The organism is Shewanella sp. 5_MG-2023, from assembly GCF_030547465.1.
Taxonomy (GTDB): domain Bacteria; phylum Pseudomonadota; class Gammaproteobacteria; order Enterobacterales; family Shewanellaceae; genus Shewanella.
Genome location: NZ_JAUORC010000033.1, coordinates 39,421 through 53,005, shown reverse-complemented (window position 1 = coordinate 53,005; position 13,585 = coordinate 39,421). Strand labels below are relative to the sequence as shown.

Genomic DNA, 13,585 nt, shown 5'->3' with positions numbered 1-13,585 from the left:
GTAAGCAATTTACTAAAGGAGCGGTAGTTCAGTTGGTTAGAATACCGGCCTGTCACGCCGGGGGTCGCGGGTTCGAGCCCCGTCCGCTCCGCCAACACAAAGACGAAAGCCTCTACAGCAATGTAGAGGCTTTTTTCGTTTTAGAAATGAATGAATTGTCAGCGAGAAAGCGAAAGCCCAGCTGTAGCTGTATGAACCAGATAATGTGGTTTTTATTAGAGACTGTCGACTCGTCACACGCTGAGATGCACTGGTTTAACTTTTGATAGGGTAAGTCAGCTCCGCCAACATAAAGAATAAAGCTCAAAGCCTCTACTGCAATTTTTAGTGCACCGTAGAGGCTTTTTTAGTTTTGGAGTTTAATTACAGCTAACAACCGTAACACTGTAAGCCAAATGTTAAATTGAGCTGATATTTATCTATATTTTATAAAATCATACAAATATTTAAGTGGTTTTTTATCAGTTAAATGATCTAGCTAGCAGATCCGCGGTTTACTGATTTATTAACTTTCTGTGTGGCTATATAATCAAATGTATATATAAGTGTAAAGTCCAATAAGTAGGTTCTTTTTAGCAATGCATACAACTCAAAATATCAAAGCTTATTGGCAAAAAACCTTAGATATAACGGCAAAAGCACTGAGTACTGATGTGTGTGCCTTTTTGTTAGATGCTCAGCAGATGATGCGTTATGTGGCATGTAATGAAGAAATCATCGATAGAGATTTACGCGAATTACAGCAAATTACCACTCCAGTCATCAATAATATTCCTTTATCGGAATTAGCCACTAATCAAGTCATATCAATAACCCATAAACAAAAACAATATAGTATCCATCTGCAACCTCTTGTTGATGATTACGGTAAACAACTGGGCTGCTTTTGTGCGATTTATTCTAAATTGTTATCTAAAGATTTTAACTTAGCTTTAATTAATCTCACTGTTGATAGCCTGGAACACTCTTTATCTATGCTTCACTCCCAACAGGAACAATATCAATCCATTAACTTACAGAATTTCATTGATGCTTTTAGTGAACATATTTGGGTAAAGGATCTTGACGGTAAGTATATTGTTTGTAATCAGAGTATAGAAAAAGCTTGGAATAAAAAGACGGGTCAAATAGTCGGTAAAATGGACCATGATCTATTTGATGTTGAAACAACAAAGCTTTTTATCGAGACCGATAACAGTGCGATTTTGGCAAGAAAACCGATTGTAGTGTCTGAGTGTGAAGGCACAGATCCAAACAATAACCGTCACTGGTTAGAAACGGTTAAAGCGCCATTAATCGATAATACAAATACTATCCAAGGCGTTATCGGTATTACCCGAAATATTGGTCGGCATAGACAAAATGAAAAACAATTGTTACTGGCCGAAAGTGTGGTTGAGAACACGATTGATGGTGTATTAGTTACCGACAGAGATGGCAATATAACTGAAGTTAATAGTGCATTTTCCAATATTACCGGCTTTGAACGTGAAGAGGTTATAGGTCAAAATCCACGTATTTTAAATTCCGGCAAACATGATACTGAGTTTTTTGCCAAAATGTGGAATACCTTGCTAGTAAAAGGTAAGTGGCGTGGCGAAATTTGGAATAAAAGAAAAAACGGTAACATATTCCTCCAAGGAGCTACCATTAATGCGGTTTATGGCCAAGATGATACTATTAATTTTTTCGTAGCTGTATTTTCAGATATATCAAAGCAGAAAATTAACGAAGAAAAGCTCGAGAATTTAGCTTATTACGACAACTTAACCCAATTACCTAATCGAATTTTATTACGGTCTAATTTACAAGTTCAAGTTGAGCATGCGGCAACTAAACAATCTCAACTTGCTGTTATCATGTTCGATATTGATTTTTTCAAACATATTAACGACAGTTTAGGTCACGAGGTGGGTGATAAACTATTAGTTGAAGTCGGCCGCAGACTATCTAATATCAGTCATGATTATTGTAATGTTGGCCGCCTAAGCAGTGACGAGTTTGTGCTTGTTTTAAATGATATTACTCAGGGCGATATGGTGGCATCCCGTGTAAATCATATTAAGTCTCTAATAGAGCAGCCATTTAGATTTGATGATAGTTCTTTAATTCGAATTACCGTGAGTATGGGCGTTTCAGTTTTCCCCCATGATTCTGTAAATAGCGAAAACTTATTACAAAATGCCGATACAGCATTACATATAGCAAAACAAAGTGGTCGTAATACCGTGACCTTCTACGATTCAGCTATGACAATGAACTCAGTAGCGCATTTGAAAATCCAAAATGCGTTACACGAAGCAATTCAAGAGCAGCATTTTTATTTAGTTTATCAGCCAAAATTATCATTGAGTAGTTGTCAATTGATGGGACTAGAGGCGTTGATCCGATGGGAGCATCGGGAGTATGGTTTTATTTCACCAGCTGAGTTTATTCCTATTGCTGAAAAAACCGGTTTAATTCACGAAATTGGTTTAGTAGTACTTCGAATGGCTTGTCTTCAAGGCAAGCAATGGCTTGATAATGGCTATCATTTTGGTCGGATTGCCGTTAACGTTGCCAGTATACAATTTCAGCGCAGTAATTTTATCGACAATGTCGCAATGATTTTGCAAGAAACTGGAATGCCTGCTAGTTGTCTTGAGTTAGAGATGACTGAAAGCTGCATGATGTATGAACCTGAAAAAGTGATCAGTGATTTAAAACGCTTGGGGGACATGGGAGTTCAATTATCTGTTGATGATTTTGGAACCGGTTATTCATCGTTAAGTTACCTTAAAAAGTTACCTATTAATGTGCTTAAAATCGATCAGTCTTTTGTCTGCGATATTCCATTTGATAGTCATAATACCGCAATAGCCAAAGCTATTATTGTGTTAGGTCATGCACTTAATCTCGACATCATTGCTGAAGGGGTAGAAACTAAAGAGCAAGCGGTTTTTTTATTGGAAAATGGCTGCGATCAAGCACAAGGTTATTATTTTAGTCGTCCGCAATTAGCATCAACACTCACGCCTCTCTTAACAAACAGTAAATAAAAGTCCTTAAATTTTGTTTATAGGCGATTATTTAAGGACTTTACTGTAATAGAAAAGTCCACTTTTAAACTGATTTATGCGTATATATCTATTGTGTTGCTGATATCATTTTCGGTTGAAGTGTTTGCTATTTCAGTTAACGTTGTTAGAAATACGTCTCCCATATCATCTTTTGATAAGGTTTCAGCCATAGGTTTTAGCTCATCTAACGCTAATTTCAAAGACTCATGCTGCTCTGGGGTTAATGCACTTAACATTGATGAAATATCAGCTTGTTGTTCTTCAGTTAAGGTCGATACTGCTTTTTCTAGTCCTGGTGGAGTGCTTCCAGGTGGCGGTGGACCTTGTGGTCTTTCAGGCTTGCTGCTTGATTGCATGTTTAGCTGACTTTGTTGTGCCGAGATGTTATTGCTCATTAAGACTTGCATATCAGGCTCCTATTTATTGACCACGTTTTTGTTTATGTTCTGGCGGTGTGTGGTTATTAGGTACAGCAACGAGTTCTTCATCGATTAAAATACAGGTGGCTTCGATTTCATCGCCTTTTGGCGTCGTGAAGCTAACTTGATCTTCAGCGTTTTTATTTTCACAGATTGCATAAGCTTCTTGTGGTGGTTTACGCATTTGACGGTTTTTTTCTTGTGCGATGATATTGGCTGACATCAATGTCAGTAAAGGAATAAGGGCAAGTAAAGAGGCTATTCTTTTCATTTTTAATCCATCCTAGTGATAACGATATGACTTTTTATTAAAGCCTTTGTTTGATTCATCATTAGGTTAGCAATTAAATATGCAGTAATTGTGCAGATTTCATGGAGATTACAGCCAAGTCATTGTTGTTGCTAGTTTGCAGCCTTGTAGGTCTATATACTTAGTTTATGAAAATATCAAAGAAATTATTTTTAGCCTTTGTGGGCTTAACTAGCATAGTGTTACTTGCGACGTTATCGTTAGCAAGGTGGAGCTTTGATCAAGGCTTTCTAAATTATATTAATACCCTAGAACAAGAACGTTTAGCTCGTTTATCAACTGCAGTGGCTGATTTGTATCAGCAGTCAGCTTTTAATTGGAGTAACATTAGCTCAGACCAATATAAGCAATTACTCAGACTACATTCACCAGGGCCGGCTCCAAGGCATTTGGGGCGAAATGATTCATTGTCGAATAGGCAAGGTATACCACACCCAGATCGAAGACCGCCACACTTATCTGAACATCGAAAACCCGCTAAAGGCTTTGAGCCAGAACACCGCCAACCGCCGCCTCATAAAAGACCCGACAGCAAAAGAAGGGATAGAGAGGTGAAGCCTCAGGTGCGCTTTGGACCTCCTACAGCAATTTACAACTTAGAGAATAAGTTACTTGCCGGCGTGGCTATCGATGACCGTAATAAGGCAACTTATGTTCCTGTTACCTATAAAGGAGAGCTTATTGCTAAGTTATATAGCTCACCAATCGTTAAGGTTAATAGTGAATCTGCAGCTATTTTTTCGCAACAACAGCTTTGGACCACACTCTGGATAGGTTTGGGCTGCTTGTTATTGGCAAGTATTATTTCATGGCTGTTAGCTCGATTTTTATTAGTACCTGTGAAAGAGGTGGTTAAAGGTATTTCCTTTCTTTCAAAGGGCAATTATAGCGAACGTTTTACTCAGCAACGTCAAGATGAATTAGGTCAATTGATGAATGACATTGACCATTTAGCGATGATTTTAGATAAAAACCGTACTGCAAAAAATAGATGGTTTGCCGATATATCACATGAGCTTCGAACCCCCTTAAGTATTTTGTGTGGTGAAATTGACGCCATCAAAGCGGGAATTCGTCAATTTGATCAACAACAACTTGAGTCACTAGAGCAAGAAGTCATGCGCATCAAACATCTAGTCGATGATTTGTATCAGCTGTCTTTATCTGATGTCGGTGGACTTAAATACAATATCCAACCGATGGATCTCACTGAGTGCATTTCAGAAACAATAGCCTCATTAGGCAATAAAATTTCTGCTAAAGGGTTAGGCTACCGTTTTAACCATATTGAGCCGGTATTAATCAATGCTGATAAAATGAGAATTCAGCAACTAATTTCTAATGTTTTATTAAATTCAGTCGCTTATACAGACTCTCCAGGTAGTATTGATGTCGATTTAATTCAGCAAAATACCAAGGTGCTGATATTAATTAATGATACTAAACCTTCAGTAGCGACAGACGATTGCGAGCTACTATTTGAGGCGCTTCATCGACAAGATAGCTCTCGGGTGCGCCGTAGTAATGGCGCAGGCCTTGGACTCACGATTTGCCGAAATATTGTAGAAGCCCATAAAGGGACAATTACCGCAAGGCCTTCTAATCTTGGCGGTTTATGTATTGAGATTGTATTGCCATTGGCCTAGCTACTTGGCTGTTGTTACAAGTAACGGAGTATTCATAGATCATGAATAATCATTATCAAAATAAACGCGTATTGATTGTAGAGGATGAGCCCAAAATAGCCCAAGTGCTTGTGGATTTTTTAACCCTTGAAGGCTTTGTCACTGCGGTTTTACACGATGGGCTTGATGCTGTCGCAAGGATCCAAAATGACGCTATTGATTTTGTCATTTTAGATTTAATGTTACCGCACAAAGATGGCTTGACTATCTGTAAAGAAGTGCGGTCATTTTCAAACGTGCCGATTTTGATGTTAACTGCGCGCGTTGAAGAGATTGATCGTTTAATTGGCTTAGAAATTGGCGCTGATGATTATGTCTGTAAACCTTTTTCAGCAAGGGAAGTGGTAGCAAGGGTTAAAGCAATTATTAGACGAATGGAGCCTAGCGCTCAACTTGCTGAAGATGAAATAGCCTATAAGCATCTAGTGATAAATCTTGAGCGTTTTAAATGCCACGCTGCTAGCGTAGAGGTCGATTTAACCCCCGTTGAGTTTAGGCTTTTGCATACTATGCTTAAAAGACCGGGCGTGGTGCATTCCCGTGATAGTTTAATGCAAGTTTGCTATGTCGATGACCGCGTTGTGAGCTCTCGCACCATTGACAGTCATATCAAAAACTTACGTTCAAAATTATTACTCAATAATAAACAAGCTGATTTACTGCACTCTATTTACGGTGTGGGTTATAAAATTGAGTAGTTTTCCTTTTACCCCTATTAATTGTGCTTATGAGTTTTTTACTATATTTGCTGATGTTTCTCGCGCCTTGGTCTGCTTTTGTTTAGAATAGCTTTAATTTTAGGATCCCCTTAGCCATCGCTATTTGGGACACTTTTAAACTGAGACGGACTGTTTTTCTGTCTAGGAGCTTGAATGCAACTGTTTGTAAAAGATTTAACCGTAATCGACTTTTCTTATTTATGTCCAATTCGGGGCATGGTGGGCGAAAGCTGGATTGTTGATGTATTGCTTGATGGTGGTTTAGATGAGCAAAATATGGTGCTCGATTTTTCTAAAGTCAAAAAGACCATCAAAAGCACCATTGATGATGTAGCAGATCACCGACTATTAATACCTACCGCATGCAGTGACGTTCGTTGGCAGCAGCAGGGCGACAGAGTATGGATGGATTTCACCAGTCAGCAAGGTGATATTCATCTGGCATGCCCATCACAAGCCTTTGCGCTTATACCTACTGAAGTTATCGATTTTGAAAGCGTTAATGCCTTTTTAATTAAAGCATTACGTCAGGCACTGCCTGATAATGTTCAAGGCATTAGCTTAACTTTGCGCACCGAAGTGCTTGAAAGCCCTTATTACCACTACACCCATGGTTTACGAAAGCATGACGGTAACTGCCAGCGTATTGCTCACGGTCACCGTAGCCCTATAACTGTGTTTGAAAACGGCATTGCTGCGCCTAAATGGGATAAATACTGGGCCGATCGCTGGCAAGATATTTACTTAGGCAGTGAAGAAGATGTTGTCTCTGTGCACGCCTTAGCATTATCACCGCAAACCCGTATCTCTGATGACAGCCATTTGGGCTTTCATTATCAAGCCCCACAAGGTGACTTTCAATTGGCAATGCCAAAAGCGAATTGTGACATCATTCCCCACGACACCACCGTTGAGTTGTTAGCACAATTTATTGCTGACACTATGGCTGCTAAATCTCCAGATTCTGTGTTCAAAGTCATTGCCTTTGAAGGTGTGGGTAAAGGCGCCATCGCCGTTAAGTAAACTTAGCATTTTGAGTGTGAGCTGAATTAGCAAGGATTAAGGTTATTTATATGTTTTTGAAGGGATTAAAACTATCTTCATTGGTTATGGTTACGCTGTTTTCTGTTGCCAGTTATGGCAGTATTAATTTACAAGGCAAGTTAGAGCAAGGCGCGTTAGTGCGTGGCACTGTTCCTGCTGGTAGCGCAGTCAAGCTTAATGGCGAAGTGGTAAAAGTGACTCCAAAAGGCCAATTTGCTATTGGTTTTGAGCGCAAAGCAAAAACAGAGCAGCTGCTAGAAGTGACTTATCCTGATGGGTTAACACAACTTAAACCACTGACAATTGCGAGCCGTGAATATAAAATTGATCGCTTAACCGGCATTAGTAAAAAAATCATGCAGCCAGATCCTGTGGCGCAAGCTAGAGCTGCAAAGGACTCAAAGCAAACTCGCGCCGCACGTAATGTTTTCAGTGAGCAAGATGCCTTTATGCAAGCGTTTATCTGGCCGGTAACTGGCAGGATTTCAGGGGTTTATGGTAGTCAGCGAGTTTACAATGGTAAGCCGGGTAACCCGCATTATGGTGTAGATGTTGCCCGTCCTACGGGAACGGTTGTCGTGTCTCCGGCTGATGGGGTTATTACCTTATCAGTGCCAGATATGTTCTATTCAGGTGGCACGTTAATCATTGACCATGGATATGGTATTAACTCGACTTTTTTACATCTGAGTAAGTTATATGCCAAAGAAGGTGATGTGGTCACTCAAGGCCAACCACTAGCTGAAATTGGTGCGACAGGGCGGGTGACTGGACCGCATCTCGATTGGCGTTTGAACTGGTTCCAAAAGCGTCTGGATCCCGTGTCAATTGTGCCGTCAATGGAGAGTGTGCTTGCGGCTGAAAACAAGGCTAAAACCGCAGAAAAGCAATAAGCCAATATTACGACAAATAACCCTTCTTAAACAGGGCTGGTACTTAAAGCCGTTATGTTAATAACGGCTTTTTTATGCCGTTTTAATTTAGCTCGCTCGCAATAATGGCTTCGATCCCTAATGGATGCACTTTGACGCAAATGCCCTCGGCTTTAAAGGCAATTGTGGGATTGGCTAAGCGTTCATTATCCCCTTTAGGCGAGCTTTGCTTAACTTTAATGGCTGTTTCACCAGCGATGATAGGGGCGAGTGTCGGTACTTTTTCAACTAACTCGGTAACTAATTGCTCGCAGGTTTGTGCAGTAGAAGGCATGACTAGCTCAACATGTTCCCAGCCTTCAACGGGATAGCTTTTATCTGATGGGTAGGGCAGCTCAACACAAGTAACGTTTTTATCTGCCAGTGTCAGTGGCTGGGTCAGTTTAATGATCAATATCGGTCGGCCGTTAATCATATTATTCGAAATCACTTCACCGTGCTCACTGAATTGCTCTGTGAGTAATTTTGCTTTATCTGCGTCATTGACTCTTAAAGCGCAGTGATCACATTCAAGAGACAGTTTATCTAAACCAAGTTGGCTAATGAAGGCCTCAATGCGTGCGCTAAATTCTGGCCAAATTTCTATTAAATAAGGGTAATTCATCGGTAGTATCCGTTTGTATAGGCTGGAGTATTAGTCGCACTCAACCGCTATCACGATATTGTTAATATTATTAAGCTGTGAAGGTTAAGGCCAAATTTCGATTGGGGTGCCTTCTTCGATGACTCGCCACAACTCATCCATTTCTTTATTAGTCACCGCAATACAGCCGTTAGTCCAATTGTATTGCTGAGCTTGTTCAGGGGGTAATTCTGAGTTGGGGTTTTGACCGTGGATCATAATCATGCCGCCAGGACTAACACCTAGGGCATTGGCACGTAATTTATCTTCTTCATTAGGGTAAGAAATATGAATTGATTTATAAAATGCACTGTCTGACTTTTTATAGTCTAAAACATAGCGGCCTTGGGGAGTGCGTTGATCGCCTTCTTTAAATTTATGGCCTTGTGGGGCATCGCCCATGGCAATTTGATAGGTTTTTAATACCTTGCCTTGCTGGTAGATAGACATTTTAGCTTCTGACTTGTTCACAACAACTAAATCAACTTTTGCTTGAGTTAATTTATCAACAGACGCAAGAACCGTACTAGACTGTAAAATGACGATAAAAATAAGGGATTTAACCAAGCGCATGCAGACTCCAAAAAAGCAGGATTTTCTAATTTGTTTTATGTTAATAATGTTAACATGAGTATCAGTTCAAAATATGCTTCGCATAAAAATGATTAGAGCAGATATCGTTAGTGATAATACCTTACTTTTTCCTTAGGGCGGTATTAAATTTCAGTGGATTGTAGAGTAACCCATGACGTTAGAAGATAAACACGATAACCATTATAAAAAGCAAATCCGAACCATTATATTTGGTACCGATACCCCTTTGGGTAAAGGCTTTGATATAACACTGATTATTTGTATTTTACTCAGTGTAACGCTGATTGTCTTAGACACGATAGATAGCGTTCATGCTCAGTATGGCCAAGCGATTTATTACGCTGAATGGGGGTTTACTTGGTTATTTACCTTTGAGTATTTGCTGAGAATATACGGCTCACTTAATCGCTGGTCCTATATGCGTAGCTTTTATGGCATTGTGGATTTAATGTCAATTCTGCCAAGCTTTTTAGCGCTGATTATCCCAGGAGCCAATATTTCATTGGCCTTTAGAGTATTACGGTTATTCAGAATTTTCAGAGTGTTAAAGTTATTACGCTATTTAAGTGAAGGCAATATTTTACTTAAGGCGATGATCCACGCTAGACGCAAAGTCTTCATCTTCTTCTTTTCAGTGAGTCTGATTATTATGGCGCTGAGTGTGGTGATGTATGTGGTTGAGGGGCCAAGTAACGGGTTTACTTCGATCCCTAAGTCCATGTATTGGACTATCGTTACCATAACCACGGTTGGATATGGTGATATCACTCCGCAAACCAATTTAGGCCAAGCCATTGCATCGCTGACCATGTTGATAGGTTATTCTATTATTGCGATACCAACGGGAATATTAACTGCTGAAATTTCCCATGAAATGGGCGCAGAAAGAGAACTGAATAAAGATTTAAGAAAATGCAGTAACTGCGGCGCTCGTGGTCATCAATTACATGCATTGTTTTGCCATCACTGTGGCAGTGAGTTAGAAATCAGCAACCTTGAAGGGGAGTCATGACCGAAGCTAAATTTGTTCAAGGGCCAATATTTCGTCATATATTGGTTATGAGCTCCACCGCCGCAGTGGGAATTTCTGCGCTGTTTGTGGTGGATTTATTAGATATCCTTTTCCTCAGTTTGCTCGGTGAGTTGGAATTAGCTGCCGCCGTGGGTTATGCCGGGGCGATTTCTTTTTTTACGACTTCAATTGGGATTGGTTTATCCATTGCGCTTGGGGCGCTTGTCTCCCGTGCTGTTGGCGCTAAAAATATGGTGCTAGCTAAAAGAATGTTGCTTAACAGCGCGTTGATCTCTCTGCTAACCAGTATTTTTGTTGCGATTGTGGTGTTTATATTTATTCCCGAGTTACTGGCTCTCATTGGCGCAACGGGGAAAACTGCGGTGTTGGCGCAAAGTTATCTGCAAATTTTGGTGCCTTCTTTACCTTTTATTTGTTTAGCTATGGCGTTAGGTGGCGCTTTAAGAGCCATTGGCGATGCGAAATTGTCCATGTTGTCTACCTTAGCGGGTGGCGGTGTAAATCTGGTACTAGATCCGATATTCATTTTTGCCTTAGGGATGGGCATTGAAGGCGCAGCAATTGCCTCAGTTATTGCCCGAATTGCGGTATTTGTGGTCTCTGCCAGAGGGGTCATTGTGAAGCATAAGATGTTAGGTCAGTTTAACCGTCAGCATTTTGTTGAAGATATTAGCATTGTTTATTCCATTGCTCTGCCTGCGATGATTACCAATGTGGCGACACCAATTGGTAACGCGGTGGTCACTAAAGCGGTTGCTGATTTTGGTGACAGTTATGTTGCTGGTTGGGCGGTGCTTGGTAGGTTAATCCCCGTAAGCTTTGGGATGATTTTTGCTTTAAGCGGCGCAGTAGGGCCTATTATCGGGCAAAACTATGGCGCGCAAGAATTTGAACGAGTAAAAGAAAGCTTAACTAAGGCGATTCAATTTTGTTTTGTTTACGTGTTAGTGGTGTCGTTATTGCTGTTTTTATCCAGAAATGTGATTGTGTCAGCCTTTGATATGAAAGGTGACGCGGCAGATATTATTTTGTTTTTCTGTAAATACATTGCAATATTTTTCGTGTTTTCAGGGGTGTTATTTGTCGCTAATGCCGCATTTAATAATCTTGGTAAACCCAAATACTCAACTTTTTTTAATGTAGGTAAAGCGACCTTAGGCACCATTCCTTTTGTTTATTTTGGCGCGCAAATGGGCGGCGTATACGGCGTATTAATTGGTCAAGCGATTGGGTCTATTTTATTTGGTGTTGGCGGAGTGTGGTTGGGTTATCGTTTGGTTGATAAGCTTCAAGCGGCTTCACAACGGCCTCAGCAGCTAATTAAGCCACAGACCATTGATGATGAGATTGAATTAGAAATGAGCCCGACCAGCTCACCTCAGTCGTCATCATATATTCAGTTAGCGCAATTAAACGAAGAGCCATTGTGTGAAGAGATTGTCCGTGATGGGGATTTAGATAACCCGCGAACGCCGAAAAGCTAGTGCATCACAGATTGACTCAAGTCGCTGTCTGAATGCTGCCTTGTAAAACTCAATGGGCAACAAGATGTAAAAAGCCCTCAACATAGTATGTTGAGGGCTTTTTTAATAATCTTTTTATAAAGGTCTTTTTATAAAAACCTTTGTGGCGATTAAGCTTGGGTATTTTCCTTGGCTTCAAGCACTTCAGCTGCAGAGTTGTTGTCTGCTGCTAACAATTGTTGCTCTTCTTCTAAAGCAATTCGCGCTCGCTCAGCTTTTGAAATATAGCCAACCTTTGGATTTTTTTGCGGATTATCCGGCGTAATTTTATTTTTTTTGGCTTTAGCCCGCTTGGCGGTCTTTTTTATCATTAGCTGTTTTCTGTTCATGATACTTGGTAACTCTTTTAAAAAGTGCCAGCAGGGCACGATTTGGAAAATAAAATTAGCTAGTGGTGCGCTAAGCTAAATGTCTTGAATAGCGCTAAGTTTAGCGCAATCTACTATGGGTATACAGTATAACTGCGTTATTTATTGATCTTGTGCTAATTAGCCAGTTTGAATGTTAATGGAATTAACATTTAGGCACCAAAGGTTAATACTTACGGCTAAATTTCTGAATGTCGGCTGCAGTTGCACCATCATTGCATTCGCCTCGAATCTCACCTCTGCCTTCACTGACATTGCGATGAAGTACAATATAGCCTTCTTTACAGTAGCCATTCATATCGAGGGTTTTCTCTAGACCTAAATCCACCTGAGCACTCCATAGCGCCAAAAAGTCGGCTCGACGCTCCTGTTCTCTTGCATAACTGCGGGCATCTTGCTTACGGCGATCAATACGCTGCTGATGTGGCAGTGGATCTTCTATACCGCGGTCTGTTGCATTAGCGACCTTAGCTTTATAAGTAAATAGTTTGATGCCTTCGCCTTTTATTGATGAGCTAAAGGTATCTCTATATTTACCTGCGAATAATTTGGGATCGGGTGCTTGGGTTGCACATGCACTGAGGAGTAATGTACTGGTAAGCGTAAATAAAAACTTGAACACTAAATTAATCCTTCTGGATTTTATCTGTAAAAAATAGCTGTCAGATATTGGCGATGGATGATTGGGGGCTTGAGGCTGCTTGTTATCAAGGGCGTAAAACAAATGTACTGGCTTAAATCAATTCAAGCCAGCAGTTATCTCAATAAAAGCGCTTAAGCGTATTGTTTCGATAAATAAGCAATAATGTCCTTAGACTCATACATCCACTGAGTTTGACCATCTTGTTGTATTTTTAAACATGGCACTTTTAAGTGACCGCCTTCATTAACCAGTTGCTGTTTATGAACGTCTTGTTTGGCATCAACTGTAGCAATATTAAGGCCTTGGCGGCGAATTGAACGGCGCACCTTAACGCAAAAAGGACAAGCGGCATATTGATAAAGGGCTAACGACTTTGTTTGCTCATCAATTTTAGCTTGTTCAATGATAGGTCGCTGACGCTTTTTAGGAGGGAAAACAAAGTTAAGTAATAAGATGATACGGCCAAGGATCCAACGAATGACAAACATACTGCTTCCTTAAATATTCAGTTTTAATAATTGATCTTGTTATTTTATGTAATGGATTAAACAGCTTTTGCGATAATCCATTTTTACCGCAATCCATTTTGCCACAGTTTACGTGATGTTTATCACAGAGAACAGCACTGTATCTA

General features: G+C 40.2%; 14 protein-coding genes and 1 tRNA gene. 8 read left to right on the top strand and 7 right to left on the bottom strand.

The features are described from left to right. Positions 1 to 17: 17 nt before the first annotated feature. Both Q4557_RS17330 and Q4557_RS17325 read left to right on the top strand, forming a co-directional pair. Positions 18 to 94 (top strand) — tRNA-Asp (locus Q4557_RS17330). Positions 95 to 578: 484 nt separating this feature from the next. Further along, the gene (locus Q4557_RS17325) at positions 579 to 3,038 is read left to right on the top strand and encodes an EAL domain-containing protein (protein ID WP_303414260.1); all 2,460 of its coding nucleotides are present in this window, start codon (positions 579 to 581) and stop codon (positions 3,036 to 3,038) included. A gap of 74 nt (positions 3,039 to 3,112) precedes the next feature. On the opposite strand, the gene Q4557_RS17320 is transcribed toward Q4557_RS17325, so the two are convergent. Both Q4557_RS17320 and Q4557_RS17315 read right to left on the bottom strand, forming a co-directional pair. Continuing rightward, positions 3,113 to 3,466, bottom strand: coding sequence for a hypothetical protein (locus tag Q4557_RS17320; protein ID WP_303414258.1), 354 nt, complete (start codon positions 3,464 to 3,466; stop codon positions 3,113 to 3,115). A 13-nt stretch (positions 3,467 to 3,479) separates the two neighbouring features. Next, the gene (locus Q4557_RS17315) at positions 3,480 to 3,749 is read right to left on the bottom strand and encodes a hypothetical protein (RefSeq protein WP_102436803.1); all 270 of its coding nucleotides are present in this window, start codon (positions 3,747 to 3,749) and stop codon (positions 3,480 to 3,482) included. Positions 3,750 to 3,916: 167 nt separating this feature from the next. On the opposite strand from Q4557_RS17315, the gene Q4557_RS17310 reads away from it, so the two are divergent. The 4 genes from Q4557_RS17310 to Q4557_RS17295 all read left to right on the top strand — a co-directional run bounded on the left by Q4557_RS17310 (position 3,917) and on the right by Q4557_RS17295 (position 8,129). Then, a complete protein-coding gene (locus Q4557_RS17310; RefSeq protein ID WP_102436805.1) occupies positions 3,917 to 5,434 on the top strand; it encodes an ATP-binding protein in 1,518 nt (505 codons plus the stop codon). A 41-nt stretch (positions 5,435 to 5,475) separates the two neighbouring features. Beyond that, the gene (locus Q4557_RS17305) at positions 5,476 to 6,171 is read left to right on the top strand and encodes a response regulator (protein WP_102519626.1); all 696 of its coding nucleotides are present in this window, start codon (positions 5,476 to 5,478) and stop codon (positions 6,169 to 6,171) included. 174 nt (positions 6,172 to 6,345) lie between these two features. Continuing rightward, positions 6,346 to 7,215, top strand: a complete 870-nt coding sequence (locus Q4557_RS17300; RefSeq protein ID WP_102436809.1) for a 6-carboxytetrahydropterin synthase — start codon at positions 6,346 to 6,348, stop codon at positions 7,213 to 7,215. 50 nt (positions 7,216 to 7,265) lie between these two features. Continuing rightward, positions 7,266 to 8,129, top strand: coding sequence for a M23 family metallopeptidase (locus Q4557_RS17295; RefSeq protein ID WP_303414254.1), 864 nt, complete (start codon positions 7,266 to 7,268; stop codon positions 8,127 to 8,129). 82 nt (positions 8,130 to 8,211) lie between these two features. Here Q4557_RS17295 and Q4557_RS17290 read toward each other — a convergent pair whose 3' ends face one another. Together Q4557_RS17290 and Q4557_RS17285 are read right to left on the bottom strand one after the other, a co-directional pair. Continuing rightward, positions 8,212 to 8,772, bottom strand: a complete 561-nt coding sequence (locus Q4557_RS17290; RefSeq protein ID WP_303414252.1) for a VOC family protein — start codon at positions 8,770 to 8,772, stop codon at positions 8,212 to 8,214. A gap of 84 nt (positions 8,773 to 8,856) precedes the next feature. Continuing rightward, complete coding sequence (locus Q4557_RS17285) at positions 8,857 to 9,363, bottom strand: murein L,D-transpeptidase family protein (RefSeq protein ID WP_102436814.1); 507 nt, start codon at positions 9,361 to 9,363, stop codon at positions 8,857 to 8,859. Between the two features lie 172 nt (positions 9,364 to 9,535). Between Q4557_RS17285 and Q4557_RS17280 the strand changes: the two genes are divergently transcribed. Together Q4557_RS17280 and Q4557_RS17275 are read left to right on the top strand one after the other, a co-directional pair. After that, a complete protein-coding gene (locus Q4557_RS17280) occupies positions 9,536 to 10,396 on the top strand; it encodes an ion transporter (RefSeq protein WP_102436816.1) in 861 nt (286 codons plus the stop codon). Then, entirely contained in the window at positions 10,393 to 11,901 is a 1,509-nt protein-coding gene (locus Q4557_RS17275; RefSeq protein WP_303414247.1) for an MATE family efflux transporter, read from the top strand. The genes Q4557_RS17280 and Q4557_RS17275 overlap by 4 nt, the downstream gene beginning before the upstream one ends. A gap of 149 nt (positions 11,902 to 12,050) precedes the next feature. Here the strand turns inward: Q4557_RS17275 and Q4557_RS17270 are convergent, their stop codons facing one another. From Q4557_RS17270 to Q4557_RS17260, 3 genes are all read right to left on the bottom strand, one after another. Next, a complete protein-coding gene (locus Q4557_RS17270; protein WP_102436820.1) occupies positions 12,051 to 12,269 on the bottom strand; it encodes a DUF2986 domain-containing protein in 219 nt (72 codons plus the stop codon). A gap of 205 nt (positions 12,270 to 12,474) precedes the next feature. Next, positions 12,475 to 12,930 carry a hypothetical protein gene (locus tag Q4557_RS17265; protein ID WP_303414246.1) on the bottom strand — a complete coding sequence of 152 codons (456 nt, stop codon included), beginning with the start codon at positions 12,928 to 12,930 and terminating at the stop codon, positions 12,475 to 12,477. A gap of 152 nt (positions 12,931 to 13,082) precedes the next feature. Further along, positions 13,083 to 13,439, bottom strand: coding sequence for a glutathione S-transferase N-terminal domain-containing protein (locus tag Q4557_RS17260; RefSeq protein WP_102436824.1), 357 nt, complete (start codon positions 13,437 to 13,439; stop codon positions 13,083 to 13,085). Positions 13,440 to 13,585 lie beyond the last annotated feature (146 nt).

Excerpts from the sequence above, each read along its gene's own strand:
- Q4557_RS17325 (WP_303414260.1), top strand. The coding sequence starts at position 579 with ATGCATACAACTCAAAATATCAAAGCTTATTGGCAAAAAACCTTAGAT.
- Q4557_RS17320 (WP_303414258.1), bottom strand. The coding sequence starts at position 3,466 with ATGCAAGTCTTAATGAGCAATAACATCTCGGCACAACAAAGTCAGCTA.
- Q4557_RS17315 (WP_102436803.1), bottom strand. The coding sequence starts at position 3,749 with ATGAAAAGAATAGCCTCTTTACTTGCCCTTATTCCTTTACTGACATTG.
- Q4557_RS17310 (WP_102436805.1), top strand. The coding sequence starts at position 3,917 with ATGAAAATATCAAAGAAATTATTTTTAGCCTTTGTGGGCTTAACTAGC.
- Q4557_RS17305 (WP_102519626.1), top strand. The coding sequence starts at position 5,476 with ATGAATAATCATTATCAAAATAAACGCGTATTGATTGTAGAGGATGAG.
- Q4557_RS17300 (WP_102436809.1), top strand. The coding sequence starts at position 6,346 with ATGCAACTGTTTGTAAAAGATTTAACCGTAATCGACTTTTCTTATTTA.
- Q4557_RS17295 (WP_303414254.1), top strand. The coding sequence starts at position 7,266 with ATGTTTTTGAAGGGATTAAAACTATCTTCATTGGTTATGGTTACGCTG.
- Q4557_RS17290 (WP_303414252.1), bottom strand. The coding sequence starts at position 8,772 with ATGAATTACCCTTATTTAATAGAAATTTGGCCAGAATTTAGCGCACGC.
- Q4557_RS17285 (WP_102436814.1), bottom strand. The coding sequence starts at position 9,363 with ATGCGCTTGGTTAAATCCCTTATTTTTATCGTCATTTTACAGTCTAGT.
- Q4557_RS17280 (WP_102436816.1), top strand. The coding sequence starts at position 9,536 with ATGACGTTAGAAGATAAACACGATAACCATTATAAAAAGCAAATCCGA.
- Q4557_RS17275 (WP_303414247.1), top strand. The coding sequence starts at position 10,393 with ATGACCGAAGCTAAATTTGTTCAAGGGCCAATATTTCGTCATATATTG.
- Q4557_RS17270 (WP_102436820.1), bottom strand. The coding sequence starts at position 12,269 with ATGAACAGAAAACAGCTAATGATAAAAAAGACCGCCAAGCGGGCTAAA.
- Q4557_RS17260 (WP_102436824.1), bottom strand. The coding sequence starts at position 13,439 with ATGTTTGTCATTCGTTGGATCCTTGGCCGTATCATCTTATTACTTAAC.